This is a genomic window from Clostridium nigeriense (assembly GCF_050585265.1).
In the GTDB taxonomy this organism is placed as follows: domain Bacteria; phylum Bacillota; class Clostridia; order Clostridiales; family Clostridiaceae; genus Clostridium; species Clostridium nigeriense_B.
The window spans coordinates 335543-359111 of sequence record NZ_JBNOOE010000001.1; the positions used below are offsets into that span (position 1 = coordinate 335543).

Annotated in this window: 16 protein-coding genes; 1 reads left to right on the top strand and 15 read right to left on the bottom strand. The window is 30.6% G+C overall.

Going from position 1 to position 23569, the window contains the following annotated elements; translation table 11 throughout:
* Positions 1 to 107: 107 nt before the first annotated feature.
* The 9 genes from groL to ACQPVP_RS01225 form a co-directional block, all read right to left on the bottom strand.
* Positions 108 to 1733, bottom strand: a complete 1626-nt coding sequence (gene groL / locus ACQPVP_RS01185; protein ID WP_430846444.1) for a chaperonin GroEL — start codon at positions 1731 to 1733, stop codon at positions 108 to 110.
* Positions 1734 to 1747: 14 nt separating this feature from the next.
* Positions 1748 to 2032: a co-chaperone GroES gene (gene groES, locus ACQPVP_RS01190; RefSeq protein WP_430840660.1), complete on the bottom strand. Its 285-nt coding sequence runs from the start codon at positions 2030 to 2032 to the stop codon at positions 1748 to 1750.
* 297 nt (positions 2033 to 2329) lie between these two features.
* Positions 2330 to 3823 carry a 4Fe-4S dicluster domain-containing protein gene (locus ACQPVP_RS01195; protein WP_430846446.1) on the bottom strand — a complete coding sequence of 498 codons (1494 nt, stop codon included), beginning with the start codon at positions 3821 to 3823 and terminating at the stop codon, positions 2330 to 2332.
* A gap of 164 nt (positions 3824 to 3987) precedes the next feature.
* On the bottom strand, positions 3988 to 5301 hold the full coding sequence (locus ACQPVP_RS01200; protein WP_430846448.1) for a class II D-tagatose-bisphosphate aldolase non-catalytic subunit: 1314 nt from the start codon (positions 5299 to 5301) through the stop codon (positions 3988 to 3990).
* Positions 5302 to 5404: 103 nt separating this feature from the next.
* Complete coding sequence (locus ACQPVP_RS01205; RefSeq protein ID WP_430846450.1) at positions 5405 to 6259, bottom strand: tagatose bisphosphate family class II aldolase; 855 nt, start codon at positions 6257 to 6259, stop codon at positions 5405 to 5407.
* 139 nt (positions 6260 to 6398) lie between these two features.
* Positions 6399 to 7562, bottom strand: coding sequence for an SIS domain-containing protein (locus ACQPVP_RS01210; RefSeq protein WP_430846452.1), 1164 nt, complete (start codon positions 7560 to 7562; stop codon positions 6399 to 6401).
* A 64-nt stretch (positions 7563 to 7626) separates the two neighbouring features.
* Positions 7627 to 8355: a GntR family transcriptional regulator gene (locus ACQPVP_RS01215; protein ID WP_430846454.1), complete on the bottom strand. Its 729-nt coding sequence runs from the start codon at positions 8353 to 8355 to the stop codon at positions 7627 to 7629.
* A gap of 212 nt (positions 8356 to 8567) precedes the next feature.
* Positions 8568 to 15200: a discoidin domain-containing protein gene (locus ACQPVP_RS01220; protein WP_430846456.1), complete on the bottom strand. Its 6633-nt coding sequence runs from the start codon at positions 15198 to 15200 to the stop codon at positions 8568 to 8570.
* A gap of 653 nt (positions 15201 to 15853) precedes the next feature.
* Positions 15854 to 16807 (bottom strand): N-acetylglucosamine kinase, encoded by a 954-nt coding sequence (locus ACQPVP_RS01225; RefSeq protein WP_430846458.1) that lies wholly within the window; start codon positions 16805 to 16807, stop codon positions 15854 to 15856.
* Between the two features lie 486 nt (positions 16808 to 17293).
* Between ACQPVP_RS01225 and ACQPVP_RS01230 the strand changes: the two genes are divergently transcribed.
* The gene (locus tag ACQPVP_RS01230) at positions 17294 to 17443 is read left to right on the top strand and encodes a Spo0E family sporulation regulatory protein-aspartic acid phosphatase (RefSeq protein WP_430846460.1); all 150 of its coding nucleotides are present in this window, start codon (positions 17294 to 17296) and stop codon (positions 17441 to 17443) included.
* Positions 17444 to 17570: 127 nt separating this feature from the next.
* On the opposite strand, the gene ACQPVP_RS01235 is transcribed toward ACQPVP_RS01230, so the two are convergent.
* The 6 genes from ACQPVP_RS01235 to ACQPVP_RS01260 form a co-directional block, all read right to left on the bottom strand.
* Positions 17571 to 18512 carry a DNA-3-methyladenine glycosylase family protein gene (locus ACQPVP_RS01235; RefSeq protein WP_430846462.1) on the bottom strand — a complete coding sequence of 314 codons (942 nt, stop codon included), beginning with the start codon at positions 18510 to 18512 and terminating at the stop codon, positions 17571 to 17573.
* 201 nt (positions 18513 to 18713) lie between these two features.
* On the bottom strand, positions 18714 to 19556 hold the full coding sequence (locus tag ACQPVP_RS01240) for a 3-hydroxybutyryl-CoA dehydrogenase (protein WP_430846464.1): 843 nt from the start codon (positions 19554 to 19556) through the stop codon (positions 18714 to 18716).
* 140 nt (positions 19557 to 19696) lie between these two features.
* Entirely contained in the window at positions 19697 to 20701 is a 1005-nt protein-coding gene (locus ACQPVP_RS01245) for an electron transfer flavoprotein subunit alpha/FixB family protein (protein WP_430846466.1), read from the bottom strand.
* A gap of 22 nt (positions 20702 to 20723) precedes the next feature.
* Complete coding sequence (locus ACQPVP_RS01250; protein ID WP_430846468.1) at positions 20724 to 21503, bottom strand: electron transfer flavoprotein subunit beta; 780 nt, start codon at positions 21501 to 21503, stop codon at positions 20724 to 20726.
* A gap of 15 nt (positions 21504 to 21518) precedes the next feature.
* Positions 21519 to 22658 (bottom strand): acyl-CoA dehydrogenase, encoded by a 1140-nt coding sequence (locus tag ACQPVP_RS01255; protein ID WP_430846470.1) that lies wholly within the window; start codon positions 22656 to 22658, stop codon positions 21519 to 21521.
* Between the two features lie 97 nt (positions 22659 to 22755).
* Positions 22756 to 23538, bottom strand: a complete 783-nt coding sequence (locus ACQPVP_RS01260) for a short-chain-enoyl-CoA hydratase (RefSeq protein ID WP_430846472.1) — start codon at positions 23536 to 23538, stop codon at positions 22756 to 22758.
* Between the last annotated feature and the right edge of the window lie 31 nt (positions 23539 to 23569).

The window sequence follows — 23569 nt, forward strand, 5'->3', positions numbered from 1 at the left end:
GGTAACCCCCTCATAATTCCCTAAAAAATAAAAAAACCCCCTCAGGAGTTTTCGAAATAATTTTTATAATTAGGCTGCCATTAAGACAGCCTATATATTTTTTAAATTTAGTACATTCCATCCATTCCCATTCCTGGTGCTCCTGGCATTGGCACATCCTTTTGAGGGATATCTACTACAGCAGCTTCTGTAGTTAAGAATGTTGATGCTACTGATGCAGCATTTTGAAGTGCTGATCTTGTAACCTTAGTTGGGTCAACTATACCGGCCTTTATCATATTTACATACTCATCTCTTAAAGCATCGTATCCAATTCCAGCTTCACAGCCCTTAACATGTTCAATAATTACTGAACCTTCAAGTCCTGCATTAGTTGCAATTTGTCTCATTGGCTCTTCTAATGCTCTAACTATAATATTTATACCAACTTGAGTATCTGGAATATCTGAAGTTACTTTATTTACTTCATTTATAATGTTAGCATAAGCAGCTCCACCACCTGGAACTATTCCTTCTTCAACAGCTGCCTTTGTTGCTGCTAAAGCATCTTCTATTCTTAATTTCTTTTCTTTTAATTCTGTTTCTGTTGCAGCTCCAACTTTAATTACTGCAACTCCACCAGCAAGTTTTGCTAATCTTTCTGTTAATTTTTCTTTATCAAACTCAGAAGTAGTTTCTTCTATTTGAGCTCTTATTTGAGCTACTCTTTCTTTAATAGTTTCACTATTTCCTTTTCCATTAACTATAGTAGTATTTTCTTTTGTAACTTTTACGCTTTCGCATTGTCCAAGCATATCTAAAGTTACTTCCTTTATGTCTATACCAAGCTCTTCAGATATAACTGTACCACCTGTTAAAATAGCTATATCTTGTAACATTTCTTTTCTTCTATCTCCAAAGCCTGGTGCTTTTACAGCTACACATGTGAAAGTTCCTCTTAATTTATTAACTACTAATGTAGTCATAGCATCTCCTTCAACATCTTCAGCTATAATAAGTAATTTCTTCCCTTGTTGAACTATTTGTTCTAGTATTGGAAGTAATTCTTGAATATTAGAAATCTTCTTATCAGCAATTAAAATTAATGGACTATCTAAAACAGCTTCCATTTTTTCAGTATCTGTTACCATGTACGCTGATACATATCCTCTATCAAATTGCATACCCTCTACTACATCAAGTTCAGTACCCATTGATTTTGATTCTTCAACAGTGATAACTCCTTCGTTACCTACCTTTTCCATAGCATCTGATATTAACTTACCAACCTCTTCATCTGCTGCTGAAATAGCTGCAACTCTTGCAATGTCTTCTTTTCCATCTACAGGTTTAGAAATCTTCTTAATTTCATCAACAGCCTTATCTACAGCCATCTTAATACCATTTCTAATTAATATTGGATTTGCTCCAGCAGTAACATTCTTTAAACCTTCTCTTATTATTGCTTGTGCTAAAAGAGTTGCTGTTGTAGTACCATCACCTGCAACATCATTAGTCTTAGTTGCTACTTCCTTAACTAATTGAGCCCCCATATTTTCATATGGATCTTCTAATTCTATTTCTCTTGCAATTGAAACACCATCATTTGTTATTAAAGGTGCTCCAAACTTCTTATCTAATACAACATTTCTTCCTTTTGGTCCTAATGTAACCTTAACAGTATCAGCTAATGTATCAACACCAATTTGCATTGATCTTCTAGCTTCTTCACTAAATTTAATCATCTTTGCCATAATTAATTCCTCCCTTATTCAACTATTGCTAAAATATCATCTTGTTTTAAAATAGTGTATTCTTCACCATCAACCTTAACTTCAGTTCCTGCATATTTTGAATAAAGCACTTTGTCTCCAACCTTTACTTCCATAGCTACTCTATTTCCATCTACTATAGCTCCTGGTCCAACTGCAACAACTTTTGCTTCTTGTGGTCTTTCCTTTGCTGTTCCAGTTAAAACAATTCCACTTTTTGTTGTTTCTTCTGCTTCTAATTTCTTGATAACTACTCTATCTGCTAGTGGTTTGATATTCATAAAAAAATCCCTCCTATTTTATAACTAAATTGATTACCCTTTTATATTAGCACTCATCATCATTTAGTGCTAACAATTTTATAATAATCTTTTACTTTAGTTTTTTCAAACAGTACACTTTATATTTTTGACTTAAAATAAATAAATATTTCCATTTTTCATAAATTACTTTCCATTTTCTTAAACTTATATCTATTTACTCCTTTTTAAGCACTCTTTTATTATATGCAAAAATATAATATTTAAGACTATATTCTTTTGCAAATAAAAACCCAGTAAAAGCTGAGTTTTTACTAGTTATCTTCTTTCTAAATCTATGCCTTCGTACTCTTTTATTTTTTCATTAGCTGTGACTGATTTTCTTGTTGCTTGTGCATTAGTTTTATTAAATACTCCTTTAGATTTAAATTGAGTAACTAATGTTCCTGCACCATTAATACAACCACCTTCGCACATCATTCCTTCAATAAAATTTCCTTGAAGCTTACCAATCTTAGCCATAGTCATAGCTTTCTTAATTTCACTTCCCCCTGAAGCTTTAACTGGTGCAAAGTTAACTTCTAACCCTTGACTTCTTATATAATTTTCAATAGCAGCTGTTAAACCTCCTTGAGCACCAAAACCTCTTCCATAAATTGAAGCTTCATCAACTAATTCATCTACACAGTTTTCAACATCAATTTCAAAAGCACTAAATAAAGCTAATAATTCTTCAAAGGTTAGAACGTAATCTACAGCACCTCTTAATGATTCTCTAGCAGCTTCGCTTTTTTTAGCAGTACAAGGTCCTATAAAAACTACTTCAGTTTCTGGATCAATGTGCTTAATATATCTTGCTGTAGCTATCATTGGTGATACTGTGCCAGAAACTCTTTCTATTTCTGATGGCATAGTCTTTTCTATATAATTTAAAAATCCTGGACAACAAGAATTAGTCATATATTTATCTCCTGCTTCCATTCTTTCTATAAATTCATTACTTTCATGAACTGTCACTACATCTGCTCCACAAGCAGCCTCTAACATATCTTCAAATCCTAATTTTTTAATAGCATTTTTAATTTTGCCATAACTAATCTTAGTTCCAAACTGTCCAGTAATAGCTGGAGCAACTATTGCACACATTTTTCTTCCCTTTGCCAGTTTTGTTGCCACTGGTACTATTAAACTCTTATCTGATATAGCTCCAAAGGGGCATGCACTCATACATCTACCACAATTTACACAAAGTTCTTCCTTTATCATAGCCCTTCTATCGCTTTCATTTATATCTAAAGCACCTGTAGGACAAACTTTCTTGCAAGGCCTCATAACTTCAGCAATTGCATTGTAGGGACATGCATTCTTACACATTCCACATTCTTTACATAATTCTTGATTAATATAAGCCCTTCCGCCTGCATAAGTTATAGCACCAAAATTGCAAGCCTCATTACATTTATGTGCAATACAATTTCTACAGGAATCTGTAATACTAAACTTATTAATTGGACATCTATCACAAGCTGCCTCTATAACATAGATTATTTGATCATCCTCTTTAATATCAACAAATTCATCATCTACGTTATCCCCATTTGCTAAATATCCTGCTGCAAGCTTTGCTCTTTCTAAAACAATTGCTCTTTCCTTATAAACACAGCATCTATACATAGCCTTATTACCTTGTATAATCTCATAAGGAATTCTTTCTATAGATTCAACAGTTAAGTTATCATTCTTAGCTAGTCTTGCAACCTCTGTTAAAACCTCATACTTTAATTTTTTTAACTGAGTTTCAAATTGAAACATACCAAAATCCTCCTATATAAATTAATATAATCCAATACTCCCCATTATTATTATATCAGTTAATTTATACCAAATGTTGTATTGATAATATTCATTTATCTTAAAGATGATAATATATTTATTTATAAGAAAAACTTATATGTTTCAATTAAAGCTTTTATAACCTAACTCACTTTTCCCTCTATAGCATAAATATAATCATCTATATATTCACAAATTCTATCCCTTAATAATTCTTCAACCTTTGGTTCTAGCTCACCATTTCTTACTTTTTTATATTGTTCATGCATAAATTGGCTAATAAGAGTAATTGGTATTTCTATATCACTTAAATTATTTATAAGCTTTTCTAAAGCTAAATTAACTTCCTTCTTAGGCATATAATACCTAGCTCTATCAGACAAGCTATACTTTCTTTCTAACTTAATCTTTGATTTAGTTCCAATGTAATGATTTATCCAATCCTTTGGCTCTTTTTCCATTGAAGAATCTAAAATGTCTATAAAATTAGATAGTTCTATATTTGAATCAGATTTAAACATTTCATTTTCTATATAATTTAATGCAAATACAGCTTCTCTAAATCCATAAGTAAAAGCTGGTCCAACTTTCAATATAGCAAAACCATCTTCAACCATTTGTCGTAAAGCCTTTGGAGTTTGATAATCTGTTGAATGTGCTTCAAAAACTAAATTTTTATACTCCTTCAACGCATTACTTAAATCTTTTGCTTCTTCTCTGTTATAGTCCCAAATATCACCGCTGCCAAACTCAACGCCTGGTTGTACTACAATACCAACTACATATTGAAATGCTTCTTCTAATCCGAAGGCATAAAAAGTATTTTTAAAAGTTTCTATAGTTCTCTTAAAATCCTCTATTTTAGTTACAGTAGGACCTTCTTCCTCCTCTTGTGCTCCCCCTGGAATTGGAACTTCGCTTCCTATAATATAAACTGGATGAATAGCATTTTCATTATCTTTCTTTAAGTTTAAATAAGCCCTTTCTGCAACCTTACACAATTCTGCCGCCCTATATGATATTAAGTCGTCACCAAAAATATTCCCCTCTATATCTCCTAATAGTGGCATACTTGTATCAATATGAATTTTAGTAAATCCAGCCAATACATATTCTTTTATTAGCTTTTTTGCATTATTCATCGCCTCTCCAGAATCTATATTTTTCCATGTTAAAGGACCTAAATGATCTCCCCCTAATATTATTCTTTCTTTAGGGAAAGATACTTTATCAGCTAGATTATATATATACTTAACATAATCCTTTGGCGTCATTCCAGTATAACCACCAAATTGATCTACTTGATTAGCTGTTGCTTCTACTACCAAAGGCATATCCTTATCCAAAATCCTTGTCATTGCAGCTTCAATTACATAACTATTCGAACAACATACTGAGAATACCCCTTCAATATTCCCACTTTTATACCTATTAACCATACTCTTTATTTGATTCATAAAACCCACCCTCTCAAAATTCTTATTTTATATATAAAATGAGAGAAAATAATACTTAAGCTTTAACCTTAATATTATTTTCTCCCTAGTTTATTGTATTTTATTAAGCTCTATCATTACTTCCACAAACCATTATTTTGTGTGCAACTACTTTCTTCATAGCTTCTTTTCCTGGTGTCATATATTTTCTTGGATCATTAGCATTAGGATTTTCTATAAAGTATTTCTTTACTGCATCTGAAAATGGAATCTTTAAATCAGTTGCCACATTTACTTTACATATTCCAAGAGATATTGCTTTTTTAACTAATTCATCTGGTACATCTGATGCTCCATGTAATACTAATGGTACATCTACCATATCTCTTATTTCTTTTAATCTATCTAAATCTAATTTTGCTTCTCCATGATATAATCCATGTGCTGTTCCAATTGCTACTGCTAATGAATCTATTCCTGTTCTTTCTACATATTCTTTTGCTTGCTTTGGATTAGTGTACTTACTATCTTTTTCATCTACTACTAAGTCATCTTCTTGTCCACCTAATCTACCTAGTTCAGCTTCTACTGTTGCATCATATTTATGCGCATATTCAACTACCTTTTTAACTGTTTCTATATTTTCTTCAAAAGGTGCATGAGATGCATCTATCATTGTTGATTTAAATCCTAAATCAACGAAGTGTTTTATTTCATCTATTACCTCAAAATGATCTAAGTGTATTGCAATTGGAATATTATATTTTTCAGCTGCTGCTTCTGCCATTGCTACTATAAACTCTCCTCCTGCATATTCAATAGTTGATGGAGTTCCTGCAAGTATTACTGGTGATTTCAGTTCTGCTGCTGTTTCTACAACTACCTCTAATGTTTCTAAGTTATGAATATTAAAGGCTGGTACTGCATATCCCTCTCTTTGAGCTTTTTTTAGCATTTCTCTTGTTGATAATATTTTCATATTACTTCAACTCCTTTTTGTAAAATTTAAATTCTCTCCTCTTAGTTTTTTATCATCATTAGTAATTTATTTGCTTGTAAAAAACTTGCTTACCTTTTATTTAAATAATATAAAGTAAAACAATTTATTGCCTAATGTTTTATTTATTATATTTATGAATAATTACCCCTTTTACTACTCTATTTACAGTTCCATCTGGTCTTGGATTATCTGGTGATATTCCTAATTTTAATGAACTAAATAATCCAAACATCTGACCAAATAACATATAATTAAATACTGTGAATACTTCTGGAATTGCTTGTCCATCTATTTCTATATATTTATTACATAATCCATTTAATTCTTCATTTTTTATATAACTAATTACTGCTAATTTATGATCTCCTGAATCTCCACTTATTTCTTTGATTAAATCTATATCATAAAGGTTTGTATATTTATTTGTTGAGTTCATAAATATAACCAATGTATTATCATTTATTATTGATTTAGGTCCATGCCTAAAACCAAGCACTGACTCACATACTGTAACTTTTTTTCCACTAGTAAGTTCAAGGTTTTTAAGAGCCATTTCTTGACATAATCCCTTTAATACTCCAGAGCCTAAATAAACTATTCTTTCTGAATCATAATCTACTAGTTCTTTTACATCTTGCCATCTATTATCTAGAATCTCATTACCTTGATTAACTACTATATCTACATAACTTTTATTTTTATCTATATTTTCTATATCAAAACTTAATAATGTTGCTAATAACATACAACTAAATGAACTTGTCATAGCAAAGCTTTTATCATTAGAAAGCTCTGGCATTAATAAGCAAAGATTATTATTACAATCTCTAGCCTTTTTAGCTAACTCACCATCTTTATTACAGGTAATTACAAGTTGTGATATATCTTTTATATTTTCTTGAAATATATCATATGCTCCAACACTCTCTGGACTATTTCCTGATCTAGCGTAAGAAACTAATATAGTTGGTGTATCTTCTTCAATAAATTCGTAGGGATTTGATACTAGATCAGTTGTAGCTATTGCCTCTACTCTTAAATTTAACGTCTTTGCTAAATGCAAGTAAGCCGTATCCCCTACATAATCTGATGTTCCTGCTCCAGTTAGAATTATTCTAGTATTAGATTTAAGTCTTCTCTTTAAGAAATCTTTTATCCTATCCTCATTTTCCTTTACTATATTGTATGTTTCTAACCATAGTTTTGGTTGCTGCTTTATTTCAGTTGCAGTATAAGTTGCACCTAAAGCATTAATTTTGTCCATTTCCATTCCAAAAATCATTTTAATACCTCCCAAACTGATAATGTTGTCATTACCAGTTGACTCAAAAAAATTTATTTTATTTTTAATTATTTAACTTCACCCTATATTTAAATTTATCTCCCCTAGCTACGCTTACTGTATACTCAATTACATTAGTATTTTCATAAGTGAATCTTTCTATTTTTAAGCTTGGCGAGCCTTCTTTAATATCTAAGTAAATACTTTCTAATTTATTGGTTAGAATTGGTCTAAAGTACTCTTCTGCTGATGTAATCTTTGCATTAAAATTTTTAATTAAAACATCATACATTGGCTTTTCTTCCAATTGTTCTCTTGTTATTCCCTTAAACCTATTAAATGGAAGATATGTAGTTTCATACATCATATGGATTCCATCAGCTTTTCTTATCCTAGATACCTTATATAATAATTCTTGCCTATCTATTTTGAAGAATTTACTTATCTTATCTCCTGCCTCAACTATTTCAAATCCTGTAACTTCTGAAGTAGGAGTTTTTCCTATCTTTTTCATTTCTTCAGTAAATGAATAAAAAGAAATTAAGTCTTGATTCATTCTTTTAGGTGATACAAAAGTACCCTTTCCATGAATCTTATATATATATCCTTCCTTTTCAAGTTCATCCATAGCTTGCCTTACAGTAGTTCTACTTACATTATAAATTTCACATATTTCTCTTTCAGAAAGTATTTGATCATTTTCCTCCAACTTATTTTCTATTATATCTATTAAAATATTCATAAGTTGCAAGTATAGGGGCGTTCTAGAGCTTTTATCTACTATTGCACTCATTAAATTCACCTCATTGATCTTATTTAAATTATATAATAATAATTAATAAAAAAATAATTATAATTTATACATATTTTTATCTTCTTAAAATCTATTATTTAATTTCATTTTAAAGGATATATTTTTTTATGTCAATATATCCTTTACCACTTTTATACAATAGTAGATAGACTTATATAATAAAGCCTATCTACTATTTTTAATTATTTTACTTATTTAACTTTTCTTTTTTTAATAATAGATACTCCTAATAATGAAGTTAATGTTCCAATTAATGCTATTGTACTAGATGCTGTTCCTCCTGTACTTGGCAATTTACCTCCATTATTGCTGTTGTTATTATTTTCATTACCATTTTTGTTTTCATTTCCGCTTCCGTTGTTTCCATTGCCACTGCCGTTGTTTCCGTTGTTATTTCCGTTACCGTTGCCGTTGTTTCCGTTGTTATTTCCGTTACTCGCAATTTCTAAACCATCTAAAGCTGATTTTAATTCACCTGCTGCTTCATCTATTTCATTTTGAGTAACGTCTTCTTTATTTAAAATTGATCTACTATTAGCTAATGCTAAACTTACCTTATTAGCACTTTCCTTAGTATATTTAGATAAATCTATTGCTTCAGCCTTGCTTATTAAATCTTCAAGAAGAGATTTATCTGGGATTAATCTTAAATCAAGGTAAGATTTTATTAACTTATTATAAGCTTCATTTATTTCTTCTTGACTTGCATCCTTATTGCTTAAGATTCCCTTAGCATATTCTAATTCTACCTTGAACTTATTAACACTTTCTGTTGTATACTTAGATAAATCTTTAGCCTCTAATTCAGCTACTAATTGTGCAAGTTTAGAATTATCAGCTACTAATTCTAATTCAGCGAATACTTTATTCAAGCTTTCATAGGTTTTAGCAACTTCTTCTTCCATTGCATTTTCATCTGCAATTACTTTATCAGCTTTTTCAATTTCTATTTGCAATGCATTCCAAGTTGAAGTTGTATATTTGCTTTCATCTAAAACTTTAATTATTTCAACAAGTTCTTTAAGCTTTGTCTTATCTCCCTTTTTGAATTCTAGCATATGAATTACCTTCACTAACCTCTTTTCCGCTATATCTACTTGAGCTTGTGTGGCATTTTTATTATCTAAAACTTCTTTAGCTTCTTTTAATGCAGCTTCAAGTTCTTTGATTACTGCTGGAACAACATCTTCAAGCTCTCCATTTGCTTTTAAGTTTTGAACATATTCTATAGCCATTGCTAGAACTGTTTTATTAACTTCTTCAACATCCTCTTTATTAACAAGATTATCAATTGCATCAGTTAAAATACTAATTGCTTCATTAACTTGCTCTTGAGTTGCTAAATTGTCATTTAATATTTCCTTAGCTGCATCAATTGCTACCTTAACTGCCTCAAAGCTTTCTGCTGTATAATTAGCTTCAATTAAGGCCTCTGCCTCGCTAATCTTAGCACTTAAATTTGATTTATCTACTTCTAACTGTCCATAGAATTTAAGTTCAGCAACACTTGCATATTTATCACGAGTATCACCTAAAGTTTTTACTGCAGTAAATCTAACATATTGAGCTTTAATAGTATTGAAACGTATTGGATTGTATCCCTTATTTTCTAATCCAGAACCATTACTTGCTTCTTTAAAGGTTCCTTTTCTTGCTTCTGTCCAATTTTCATTATCTAAACTAGTTTCAACAATATATTCAGTTACATGTCCATTTGTACTATTTTGTCTTGGTAAATAATCAATTTGATTAAGGTTATAAGGCTTATCTAACTTAATTACTATTGAAACAGGTAACTTATCACTACTTTGATACCCTGAATGCCATATTGTATTTTCATCACCATCTACAGCATTTGCCTTAAAGTCACTATCTGCTTCAGAAGTAGCAAATATAGCTTCTAAATTACTAAAGTCAATTACATTTAAATTAGTCTCTTCACTTTCTTTTAATCCGTTTATAGCTACTCTTATTGATATAATTGCAGAACTCAATTCTGATTCTGTCTTTGCTGTTTCTAATACTTTTTCAGCATTTTCTATAGCTTTTAGTAATTCAGAATAAGTTTCTTCTGTATAGATTTCACTATTCTTTGAGTATGATTTACCCTTTTCAATAGCTTCTATTAATACAGACTTATCAAATCCATCAAGTATTGTAACTTCTTGTTCAACGCTAAGCTTTCCATCAGCAGTTGTAGCTTTTACTTTTGCTGTACCAGGCTTAACCCCTCTTAAATAATAAGTAGCTGAATTATCATTATCTACACGTATAACCTTTACTACATCTTCATTTTCTGAAGTAAGTTTATAATTTAAATTTGCGGTTTCAGGTAATACTTTTGCAAATATAGGCGCTATCTTATTAACATAAATATTTGTTGGTGTATTTTCTAAGAACTCTATTGATGCTGGTGATTGTTGCTTTTCTTCATAGAATTCTATTTCATTTGTTGCTAAAGTGTATATATCTTTATTAGATTCTAAAGCTGTAATTACAATTTTATCAAAGGACTTACCTTCTAAATTGTATATAGTTTTTGCAGTTGTAATATTAGATACTTCACCTAGATCAGTTGCAACACCATTTAAGTATCCAACTGCTTTTACTTTTTTCATTGCTGAAATATTATTTTTACCATCAGCATTGGTTCTATTATATATAGTAAAATTATTAAACTTCTTAGCTTCATTAAATGTAAATGTCATTTCAAATGGAAGCTTTCCTTTATCTGCTTGGTCAGCAGTATATACCCATTTTAAATCCATACGGGAACTATCATCACTACTTGTAGTACCATCTATTAATTTATTTAATCCCATTCCTGTTTGTAATTGTGACTCATCACCAGTTACAGTAATACTTTCTTTTCCAATTTTCACTACTGAATCTTTATCTCCTGGTAACGGATCTTCTGGATTAGTAATATTAGCAATTGCATTTTTAGAATTTAAGTTACTATCAACCACTAATGCATCACTTAATGATAAGTTAAAATTAATATCACTCTTAGCTTTTAAAGTAATTGTTGCAAGAGTATCTGTTCCGTTAAGTCTAATGTTATCACCGATATTAGTAAACACAGTATAAAGATCTTGTGAATTATCACTATGAACTCTAATCTTTGATAGGTTCTTCATAGAAGCTGTTGCTAATGCACCTTCAGTTTTTATTAATTCATACTTGCTTGAATCTAAAGGAATTTCTGCACTAAATGCATTAACATCGGATAATCCAGTACCTACAACATCAACAGTAAAAGTTTCACCTGCTGAAATACTTGTTTTATTTGGAACAAGCATAACTTCTCCAGATACATTTCCGCCTTCTGTTGGTACTATGCCACCTTCTAATTGGCTTGCTACATAACTTATATCATATGCGTCAATAACATTATTAAAGTTTAAGTCAGCCATTGATACATAATCCCAATCTGCATCTACAGATGATAAGCCAGTGTAATTTTGAAGGAATGTTAAATCCCCTTCTTCTATTGTTCCACCATTGTTCCAGTCACCAACAAGTTGCCCCTTACTTCCATCTACCATATACGGTCTAAACTCTCTCATAGCTAAGAAATTACCAACCGATTCTTTTGTTACAATTTTAAAGTAACGAGCTTTAATTGTAGTATCAAATTCTATGGTTTTTACTTGTCCATCAGTAGACCAAGCTGCATTTCCAGAATCACTTGTATTACTAAATACTTTTTGATAATTTACTCCATCTAAACTGCTATATATTTCAGCACGCCTTACAGAACCATTTCCTGAATTTCTAAATAGTAACTCTAATTTTTCAATTTGATAAGCTTTTTTCATATCAATTATAAACGGCTTATCAATGGCACTCCCTGCTGAGTGGAATTGGGAGTTATCATCACCATCTACAGCATTTGCTGGCACATCAGTACTATACTGTCCTTCTGTCCACTTTACCGTCATATCTTTAGGCACATTTCTATATGGATCTAAGTCTGTTTTAGTGGTTAGTTCTTCACTCCACTCTGAATAACCATCTTTATCTACACTACGAATACGATAACTATACTCGGTATCAAAATCTAAATCTTTATGAACATATTGAGTTGATGTTATATTTTTTTGTATTATTCCATCAATTTCAATTTCATAATATTCTGCACCTTCTACTTTATCCCATGTTAAAGTAACCGAATCAGAAGTTATTAAATCTTCTGGAGCATTGAAATTGGTAGGAATATTTAACTTTGTATTTACTTCATTTTTAGAAATATCTTGAGTATTTATGAAATCATTAATAGTTAATTCAACTTCATTAGCTGTTACATCTGTTTTGTCTACCTTTACATAAAGCTTAGGAGTTGTAATTATTTCTACATCTTCAAACGCTGATCCTTCTGTAGAATATTTATTAAGATTTGGACTTTCATTGTAGAAATATAAGTTTGTTCCATTTTCAAATTCTTCTAAAGATGTAGCTTCTTTTAATGAAACATTTTTATTTCCAACTTTTAATTCTAAATCTGTTGGCTTTTCACTAACATTTACTATAAATTCTGTTGATCTTTCTGTAATAATCCCCTCATAATCTCCTTCTAATAATCCAGCTTTAATAACAGCCTTTCCTTTTCCTGTCTTAGGAGCTGATGAAGTTATCATTGTTGTTGCTGATTTTCCATCCTTATAGTCTGTTGTTAGTCCATCATCTTCATAAACTTCAAAACTAGTATCTCCACTTGGGTATACTTCAAATATTCTTTGTGAATCATCTATATCTTCTGGAGTATTATTTTCATTTGCCATTGGAATTATAGCACCATTCTTCACGAATAAAGGTAATTTCCACATAGGTGCATCAAAATTATTTAGTACTCCTCCACCTCTGTATTGTTTTCCTGTAAAGTAGTCAATCCATATTTGATCTTCATCTGGAAGATATATATCATTACGTATATCATTTCCTACTGAGTCAGAAGCAGTATCTTGATATATAGGGGCTACTAGTAAATTTTCTCCCCACATATATTGATATTGAGTATTCGTTCCATAGGTATATGAATTTGGATATTCTAGCATCATAGCACGTACCATAGGAACTCCATCTGTACTTGCCTCATTAGCAATTGTATAATTATAAGGCATCATCTCTGCCTTTAACTTTAGATACATACGGTTAATTGAAGTATATGGCTCTCCAAATACATAAGGAGTTTTCTCATTACTTCCCCATCCATCCATATCTATTTCAATTGGTGTAAATGCTTTCCATTGAATATCTCTAGTTTGTATTAATTTATTTCCACCAAATATACCATCTATATCTGAACCTACATTAGGCTGTCCAGATAATCCTGATCCTATATAAGTTGGTATATGGAAACGAATATACTCCCAATTACCTCCATATTGATCTCCTGACCAAAGCCCTGCATAACGCTGAGTACCAGCCCATCCATCTAAGGATACAACAAATGGTCTAGCACTATCTAATGAATTATTTTCAATTCCTTCAGCAGCTTGTCTAACGGCATTAAGTGCAAATGAATACCCAGCTCCTACCCATGCAACATCTGTTTTAACTGCATTTGTTCCAGCCGTTCCAACTTCCTTATCTATATCACGTTGTAAATAGACTTCTCCAACACCAGTTGGTTTTAAATCACTTTGTGTCCATAGCCCAACTTGAATACCTTTACTTTTTGTATAATCAACAAACTCTTTTAATAAAGCTATATTTCCATCAATTGTATCTGCACGACCATATCCAGCACCGTATCCATCATTAGGTAAAAACCATCCAAGAGGCATATCATTATCAATATGTTCATCAACAACTTTTTTTGCATCTACCATTAAGGTTTCTTGACGATCAAATCCTGGTTTTTGAGTTTGTGATTCTTCGCCAGTTTCATCATTAACCCAATCACGAGCATATGCATTTGCATGTCCTACATAAAATGCATATTCTGGTAACAATATAGCTTCACCTGTTAAATCAGTAAATTTATTGATAATTTCTGTTGGACTTTCATCTATAAAGTAATAAGCATCAAAACGTTTTTCTTCATGCTTTGCAATTACTTTTCCTTCCTCAGTTGATTCAAAGTCATATTGTCCTGGTTTAAATGTATGTCTCATAACACCATAACCATTGGTTGAAAAATAAAATGGTGTTGGACTTGAAACTCCTCCATCAACCCAATTATTTTCATTCTTAATATTTATAATTTTCCCTTTATGAGAAAATCTCCCATTTTGTTGTCCACCTCCATAAAAGTATTCATCTTCTGATGCTTCTAAGGTTTGAATAGTTTCATTATCTTTATATTTTAATGGCTCTGCTTCTTTCCACACAGTTTCATTACTATTTTTATTAATCAACTCCATCTTACCAGTTTCTTTTTCAACTCTTAATTCAATATCATCAGTAGAAACCTTTATAATATTACCATCTTCTACTACTGGTATTACATTAGTGTACTCGCTCTCTTGTTTATCAATAATTTTTGTTATGTGATCCTTTGAATTTGGAGTTGGCTCTTCTTGAAATTTACCTTCAGGATCCATATATATTCTAAATACATCATCTTCTAGAGTTGATACTCTTATTTTTTCTCCAGTTGTCATTTCAAAAGTAACTTTATTACCTGATTGAGTATAAGTTTTAACTCCGCCAATAACCTTATATTCCTTCGCCTTTTCTTGATTGTTCACACTTTCTGTAGTATAGTCGGATTCTACAGAATATCCATAAGCGGAAATTGGTTGAATTGTTATACTTGATGCAAAAACAGTAGTTATAGCAAGTGCTGTTAATCTTGCAGCTATCATTTTTTTCTTCATAATTCTCCCCACTTTTCATTTTATAATTTCTGTTCTAGTTTGTTATAAATTATGTTCCTATACCTATGGTGCTAATATTCGAATTTTAAGATATTTTAATTTTGAGATTTTCTTGTGTGAATCTTTACTAATATAAATTAGTAAGTTACATATGCTATGTGTGAATCGTATAAGGATAAATTTTAGATGTGTATTTAATTATAATAATTAATCTCTTCTTAATAAATTATGATATCTATATTCAAGTTACTTCTCCAATGTTAATTCAACTTCCACAATAAATATTTTTATAATAATTTATCCAAAATAGTATTTTTTATCTTAAGGTAATGTGTGAATATTTACTTAAGTTAAGCTCAGTTATCTATGAATGTTAATCATTAATTAATAATAAAAATTTCTTTAATATAAATCACCTCCATAAATATTATCACTATGTGGTAACTACCACTATGATATATTATAAATTTCCATTATATGTATTGTCAATCTTTTCCTATTGTCTTTCTTATTTATTCTACTTATCCATAATTATTCATTATTTTATTTGTACAGTAAGCGAGAATATTAATATATTTATTATAATTACATTATTGCTAGTTTGTAATAGAAAATAGACTATTGTATTTCTTATATACAATAGTCTATTTATATTATATTAGTATTTCTTTAACATTATTAGGAACTATATTTCCATCTAATGTGTAAGCTAGTAATACTGCTCCATTCCATGGATCCAATTGTGGCTCTTGCAAGTAACAATTTAATCCTGATTTATTTATCATTTCTTTTAATGGTTCTAGAACATATTTACCTGCTTTAAAAACCCCTCCAGTATATGACACTATAAATTCTTCTGTAAATTTTAACTCACTGGATATAGCTCTTATATGTTCAAATATTGCTTCTGCTGCTTCTCTAAATATTTGCTTACATGCTGGACATCCTGCATCTGCTGCTAAAAAACATATAGTTGAAAATTTTGCTAAATCTGTTCTATTAAAGTTCAATCTATTAAATACTATGTCTACTATTTCATATTTATAAGTAATTCCATATTCTTTTTCTAATATATCTACTAGAACTGTCTTTTCTTTTCTTCCATCCTTTTGTTTAGTATACTCATTAATAGTTTTTAAAGAAATCCAATAGGCACTTCCATCATCACCTATTCCAGGTCCAAAGCCACCACATCTAGCTAATTTTCCTTCTGAATTTCTTCCATAGGCTATACTTCCAGTACCTGCAACTATATTAACACCTGGCCTACAAGCTGTTCCTGCAGCCCATCCATTAACAGCATCATTATCTATTGAATATGGTACTTGCATTACCTCTTTTATAGCTTTATCTATTTTTTCCATATCATATAAACTCTCACCATAACCTGGCACTCCTGCAAAGGTATACGCTATATCTTTTATTTCAATATTAGCTTCCTCACATATTTTTGCAATATTTTCAGTTAATTGACTCTTAATTCCTTCAACTCCCACTTGATGAATATGAATAGTTGAACCTTCTCTTTCTGCTACTTTTTTCAAATTTTTATCAACTAGAACATACTTTGTCTTAGTTCCGCCTCCATCAATACCTAAATAATACATGTTTCTTCCCCCTAGACTTTTATATTTATAATCTGGGCATATCTTATGTGTTATAACATTTATTACTTCAATTAAACTGCAATTATTTATAATACATTTATTTTAAAAGCCACTAATTTAATTATATATATATAACAAATCTTTTCCAATATCATTATATTGCTAATTTTAATTCTATATTTTATTCTCGCTTTAAGATGAAATATTATTAATATTAATAATTAAACTAATAAAAATAACACCCAACAGAGCGAAAATTAGGTGTTATTTTCTATTTTATGTGGGTTTTCATATAATACTTAATAATAATTGTGTTTTATGTAGGGGTTATAGGTTTGTGGATTTGTGGGTTTATTACCAAGTATTACAATTTAATTATATTTGTACATGTTTTTGTAGTCAATATTTTTCTATACATTTTTTTACTTTTCTCTCTTGATTTTCAATATATTTTTTTGTATAATTTCCCATTGAAAGGGGGATTATATGCATTCTAAAATTAATCAAATTAGATATGAACTTGAAAAGCTTTATGAATCTATCGGACTTTCAAATGAGGTTTTAGAGTTAAGTAGACAACTTGATAAGGAGATTAATGAGATACAAAAGAAAATGTTAAAGAAAGAAATTGAATAAGGAATATTATCCTACTTAAATATAGTACATAAAGAAATTCTAGATGGAATTTAAAATAATATTTTAAAGCACCTAGATTCCTCTAGGTGCTTATAAGTAAAACTAAATTAACTTCACTAACCATTGATTAAACTTCTATTTTGTTCTCTCTTGCATAATAGAAAAGATATTGCTGTGCCATTCCTGATAAAGCACCAAACTTATCTCTTGCAAATACTCTCATTTTATTTAATGATAAATCTGGAGCTACATAGAAATGTATCATAGCTCTTTTAACCCAAACATCTACAGGAAATGAAGAATGTTTTGCCATTGAAAATAACATTATACAATCAGCAACCTTTGCTCCAACTCCCATAAATTTTTGAAGGGCAATATGACATTCATCATCATTTAAACTACTTATATATTCTAAATCAAAATCTAATATTTCTGGTCTTTCTTCATATTTCTCTCGATTAGCCATCATATCTTCTTTAACTTCAATTGCTTCATTTACCTTTTTAATAGTATCTACTATGTATTTACTTCTAAAGGATGCCCCTGTTGATTGAATTTCTTCTAAAGTAGCCTCCTTAATTGCTTGTGGAGTTGGAAATGTATAATATTCTTCTCCCTTATACTCTATTTTTTCTCCCCAGTTTTCACATATTTTTTTAACAGTCTTCTTTATTGAAGGAATACTATTTCTAGCAGAAATAATAAAGCTTATTAGCATTTCAAAAGGATCTTGATTTAAAATTCTTATACCATATCCAAATTCCACACTTTTTCTTAAAATTTCATCCTTAGATAATTCATTTTTAATATCATCATAACTTCTTTCTAAATCAAAATATTTTAACCAAATATTATTAAAATCTTCCTCATTAGAATTATAAATTATTACTTCATCATCATTTTGAAGAACTTCTATTACTCTTCCAAAAGCTACTACTATATAATTTTCATCTGTTATCTTATCCCATCTAAAGCATTGTCCACACTCTAGTATTTGTTTAATATTAAAGTTTTTTGCACCTTCAATAATAACTTTATCATCTTCAAACTTAACATTTTTAAAATCCATTTTTTCACCTCGTATTATTCAATATATTATTTATCCCCTAAATTTTAACAAACTATTCCTTAATTATCTGAGATTAATTATATCATAACAGCATAAAATATCATATTTATTGTTCCTTTGAAGATTCTAATTTTATTAAAAGCAAAGAGAGGCTGTTGCCCTTTACTGCAACAGCCTCTCTTTGTAATATATATCTTAATTTTAATAAGTGTAAAAACCTCTTCCTGTTTTTCTTCCAAGATATCCAGCTCTAACATATTTTCTTAAAAGACTGCTTGCTCTATACTTACTATCTCCAGTTTCATTATATAAAACATCCATAATAGCTAAGCAAACATCTAATCCTATAAGATCTCCTAATGCTAAAGGTCCCATTGGATGATTTGCACCATACTTCATGGCAGTATCTATATCTTCAACTGATGCTATTCCTTCTTGAAGTATAAATGATGCTTCATTAACCATTGGAATAAGTATTCTGTTAACTACAAATCCTGGAGCTTCCGCAACTTCTACTGGTTCTTTACCAATTGCAACGGAAAGTTCTTTTATTGCATCAAAAGTTTCATTTGATGTTGCCATTCCTCTAATTATTTCAACTAGCTTCATTACTGGAGCTGGATTGAAAAAGTGCATTCCTATTACCTTATCTGGTCTCTTTGTTGCTGATGCAACTTCTGTTATTGATAAAGATGATGTATTAGATGCTAAAATAGTAGATTCCTTACAAATTCCATCTAATTCAGCAAATATACTCTTCTTAATTTCCATATTTTCTACAGCTGCTTCTATTACTAAATCACAATCTTCAGCAAGTGCTAAATCTGTAGTTCCACTAATTCTAGAAAGAATAGCTTCCTTGTCTTCTTCACTAATCTTTCCTTTAGAAACTAATTTAGATAAACCCTTGTTTATTCCATTAATTCCTCTTTCAACAAATTCATCCTTTATATCTCTTACTATTACTTCATAACCTTTTTGTGCAAAAGCTTGAACTATTCCAGCGCCCATAGTACCAGCGCCAATTACAAAAATCTTTTCCATTTTCAAAACCCTCCTATTTTTCAATGCATAATTGGTAATTGATAATTAATAATTATTGTAATAATTATTAATTTTATAACTCAGCTTATCTGAGTTATTTTCCCAATTACCTATTATGCATTATACATTATCAATTGTTATTAGTTTTCTTTTAGTTCCTTTACTTGAGCTGTCATTTCTGGTACAACTTTTAGTAAATCACCAACTATTGCATAATCTGCAGTTTTCATTATTGGAGCTGCTGAATCCTTATTAATAGCTATTATCATATCTGAATCTTGCATACCAGCTACGTGTTGAATAGCTCCTGATATACCACATGCTATATAAATAGTAGGTCTTACTGTCTTACCAGTTTGTCCAACTTGATAATCTCTTTCTATCCATCCATTTTCTACAGCTGCTCTTGATCCTGCTACTGTTCCACCTAAAGCTTCTGCTAGTTCCTCTAAAATCGCAAAATTTTCTTTTGAGCCAACTCCTCTACCACCTGATACTATGAAGTTTGCTTCACTTATGTCTACTATTTCCTTTGTTTCTTTTACTATTTCAACTATTTTAGTTCTTATATCTGAATCTTCTAATTTAACTTCTACTTCTTCAACTGTGAAGTTTCTTTCTTCATCTGGAAGTTTAGAGAATACTCCTGGTCTTACTGTTGCCATTTGTGGTCTATGATCTGGGCAAGCAATTGTTGCCATTAAGTTTCCACCAAATGCTGGTCTTGTAGCAAGTAAATCTGCTTTTTCTACATCAACATCTAAAACTGTACAGTCAGCAGTTAAACCTGTAGTTAATCTTGCTGCAACCCTTGGACCTAAATCTCTTCCAATAAATGTTGCACCTATAAGCACTATACCAGGTTTTCTTTCATTAGCCAAATCGCATATTATCTTAGTATATCCATCAGTAGTGTAGTGTTGTAATAAACTACTTTCAGCTACTAAAACTTCATCAGCTCCATGTCTTCCTAATGTATCAGCTAAAGCTTTTACATTATTACCTAATAATAATGCTGTTAATTTTACGCCTAATTTATCTGCAATCTTTCTACCTTCACCAAGTAATTCAAGAGAAACCTTTTGAAGTTCTCCTTCTCTTTGCTCAGCAAATACCCAAACACCTTTGTAATCTGCCATACTCATCTTTAATTACCTCCCATATATCTTAGATGTAGTGCTTTTCCTTTAATTTTCCTAATACATATTTTACAGCTTCATTAGGAGCTTCATTTATTAATTCACCAGCTCCCTTAGTTTCTTTAGTCATTGTTTTCTTAACCTTCGTTGGAGAACCCTTAAGTCCTAAATCTTCTTTATTTACTTCAATATCATCCGCTGACCATATTTGAATTTCTTTATTTGCTGTTTCAAATATATATTTAACATTCATGTATCTTGGTTCATTTAATTCTTTTATAGCTGTTAAAAGAACTGGAGCATTAACCTTAATTAATTCATATCCATCTTCTAATGCTCTATTTATTAATAAACCATCCTCTTCTACCTTTACATCTTGTACATATGTTACTTGAGGTATATTTAAATGTTCTGCAATTTCTGGTCCAACTTGAGCTGTATCTCCATCGATAGCCTGTCTTCCAGCAAATACTATATCATATTCTAATTTTTTTAACGCACCTGCTAAAGTTTTAGAAGTTGCTAATGTATCAGCTCCAGCAAAAGCTCTATCTGTTATAAGTATTGCTTCATCAGCACCCATACATAAAGCTTCTCTCAAAGCATTTTGTGCTTGAGGAGGCCCCATGCTTATAACTGTAACCTTTCCTCCTACATTATCCTTTATAGTTAATGCAGCTTCTAATGCATTTTTATCTTCTGGATTTATTATTGATGGTACACCATCTCTTATAAGTGTTCCTGTTTTTGGGTCAATCTTAACAGCTGCTGTATCTGGAACTTGTTTTAAACAAACTACTATATTCATTTATAAATCCTCCCCTTATCTTAAAGCGCTTCCTGAAATAACCATCTTTTGAACTTCAGAAGTTCCTTCATATATTTCAGTAATCTTAGCATCTCTCATCATTCTTTCAACTGGATATTCCTTAGTATATCCATATCCACCAAAGATTTGAACAGCCTTAGTAGTAACATCCATTGCTACTTCTGCCGCATAAAGCTTAGCTCTTGCTGCATCTACTGAATATGGAAGCTTATTATCTTTTAACCAAGCAGCTTTATAAACTAAATGTCTAGCAGCTTCAATTTTTGTATCCATTTCAGCAATCATCCATTGTAATCCTTGGAATGCAGCTAACGGTCTTCCAAATTGTTTTCTTTCCTTCATATAGTTAACAGCTTCTTCAAAAGCTCCTTCTGCTATTCCTAAAGCTTGAGAGGCTATACCAATTCTTCCTCCATCTAGAGTTTTCATTGCAATTCCAAATCCTTTTCCTTCTTGTCCTACTAAATTTTCTTTAGGAACTATACAATTACTCATTACTAATTCTGTAGTTGAAGATCCTCTAATACCAAGCTTGTCTTCCTTCTTTCCAACTGAGAAACCTTCAAAATCCTTTTCAACTATAAATGCTGAAATACCTTTTGTTCCTTTACTCTTATCTGTCATTGCAAATATAACAAATATATCAGCAACTCCACCGTTAGTGATAAATATCTTTGATCCGTTTAATATATAATTATCTCCATCAGCAACAGCAACAGTTTGTTGTCCTGCAGCATCTGTACCAGCCCCTGGTTCAGTTAATCCAAAAGCGCCTAACTTTCTACCGCTTGCTAATTCTGTTAAATACTTTTCTTTTTGCCCCTTAGTTCCAAATTGTTCTATTAAAGAAGCACAAAGTGAAGTATGAGCTGAAACTATAACCCCTGTAGTTGCACATACTTTTGATAATTCTTCTACTGCTATTATATATGAAAGAGTATCTCCACCAGCTCCACCATATTCCTTTGAAAATGGAATTCCTAACATTCCAAGCTTAGCCATCTTTTCAACATTTTCCATAGGAAATCTCTCTGTTTCATCAATTTCAGCGGCTATTGGTTTAACTTCATTTACAGCGAATTCTCTAACCATTTTTTTTACTAATTCTTGTTCTCTAGTTAATTGAAAATTCATTAATTATACCTCCTCGATATTGCACCCTTATCTTGAAATTTAGTTAAATTTCAAATTTTAAATTTTATAACTATTTTATATATTTTATTTTTTCAGACTATTTATTAGAAAAATTTTTATTTCTTTTTTCTATAAATGCTGTCATACCTTCTTTTTGATCTTCAGTTGAAAAACATTTTCCAAAATCAGTTGCTTCAATTTCAATAGCCTTATCTATATTTACTTGCATTCCCCTATTTATAGCATCTTTACATAGTTTAACTGCTATCGGTGCATTAGCTATTATTGCATTTGCCATTGCCTTAGCTTCATCCATTAAATTTTCTAAAGGTACTACTTTATTTACTAATCCAATTCTTAAAGCTTCATCAGCCTTTATAATTGCACAAGTATAAATAAGTTCTTTTGCCTTCCCCTCTCCAACTAACCTAGGTAATCTTTGAGTTCCACCAAAACCAGGTGTTATTCCAAGTCCTGCTTCTGGTTGAGCAAACTTAGCCTTTTCTGAAGCTATTCTAATATCACAAGCCATAGCTAATTCACAGCCACCCCCAAGTGCAAATCCTGACACTGCTGCAATAACAGGCTTCTCTAATTTTTCTAATCTTCTGAAAACTCCATTTCCCAAAAGACCAAAGTTTCTTCCTTCATCTTCTGATAAATCTTTCATTTCAGAAATATCAGCACCTGCAACAAATGCTTTTTCTCCAGCTCCTGTTAAAATTACGGCATAGATGTTGTTATCTTTTTCTAAATCATCTAATACTGCATCTAGGTCTTTTAATGTGTCTGAATTTAATGCATTTAATGCTTTAGGTCTATTGATAGTAACAACAGCTAAGTGTCCTTCTTTTTCAAGAATTATATTTTTTAATTCCATGATAAAGTCCTCCCTTTTAACCCTAATTATA

Coding starts and splice junctions, on each gene's coding strand:
- ACQPVP_RS01200 (WP_430846448.1), bottom strand. CDS start 5,301: ATGAATCAAATAAAGAGTATGGTTAATAGGTATAAAAGTGGGAATATT.
- groL (WP_430846444.1), bottom strand. CDS start 1,733: ATGGCAAAGATGATTAAATTTAGTGAAGAAGCTAGAAGATCAATGCAA.
- ACQPVP_RS01240 (WP_430846464.1), bottom strand. CDS start 19,556: ATGGAAAAGATTTTTGTAATTGGCGCTGGTACTATGGGCGCTGGAATA.
- ACQPVP_RS01230 (WP_430846460.1), top strand. CDS start 17,294: ATGCATTCTAAAATTAATCAAATTAGATATGAACTTGAAAAGCTTTAT.
- ACQPVP_RS01220 (WP_430846456.1), bottom strand. CDS start 15,200: ATGAAGAAAAAAATGATAGCTGCAAGATTAACAGCACTTGCTATAACT.
- ACQPVP_RS01195 (WP_430846446.1), bottom strand. CDS start 3,823: ATGTTTCAATTTGAAACTCAGTTAAAAAAATTAAAGTATGAGGTTTTA.
- ACQPVP_RS01210 (WP_430846452.1), bottom strand. CDS start 7,562: ATGATTTTTGGAATGGAAATGGACAAAATTAATGCTTTAGGTGCAACT.
- ACQPVP_RS01260 (WP_430846472.1), bottom strand. CDS start 23,538: ATGGAATTAAAAAATATAATTCTTGAAAAAGAAGGACACTTAGCTGTT.
- ACQPVP_RS01235 (WP_430846462.1), bottom strand. CDS start 18,512: ATGGATTTTAAAAATGTTAAGTTTGAAGATGATAAAGTTATTATTGAA.
- ACQPVP_RS01250 (WP_430846468.1), bottom strand. CDS start 21,503: ATGAATATAGTAGTTTGTTTAAAACAAGTTCCAGATACAGCAGCTGTT.
- ACQPVP_RS01215 (WP_430846454.1), bottom strand. CDS start 8,355: ATGAGTGCAATAGTAGATAAAAGCTCTAGAACGCCCCTATACTTGCAA.
- ACQPVP_RS01255 (WP_430846470.1), bottom strand. CDS start 22,658: ATGAATTTTCAATTAACTAGAGAACAAGAATTAGTAAAAAAAATGGTT.
- ACQPVP_RS01225 (WP_430846458.1), bottom strand. CDS start 16,807: ATGTATTATTTAGGTATTGATGGAGGCGGAACTAAGACAAAGTATGTT.
- ACQPVP_RS01245 (WP_430846466.1), bottom strand. CDS start 20,701: ATGAGTATGGCAGATTACAAAGGTGTTTGGGTATTTGCTGAGCAAAGA.
- groES (WP_430840660.1), bottom strand. CDS start 2,032: ATGAATATCAAACCACTAGCAGATAGAGTAGTTATCAAGAAATTAGAA.
- ACQPVP_RS01205 (WP_430846450.1), bottom strand. CDS start 6,259: ATGAAAATATTATCAACAAGAGAAATGCTAAAAAAAGCTCAAAGAGAG.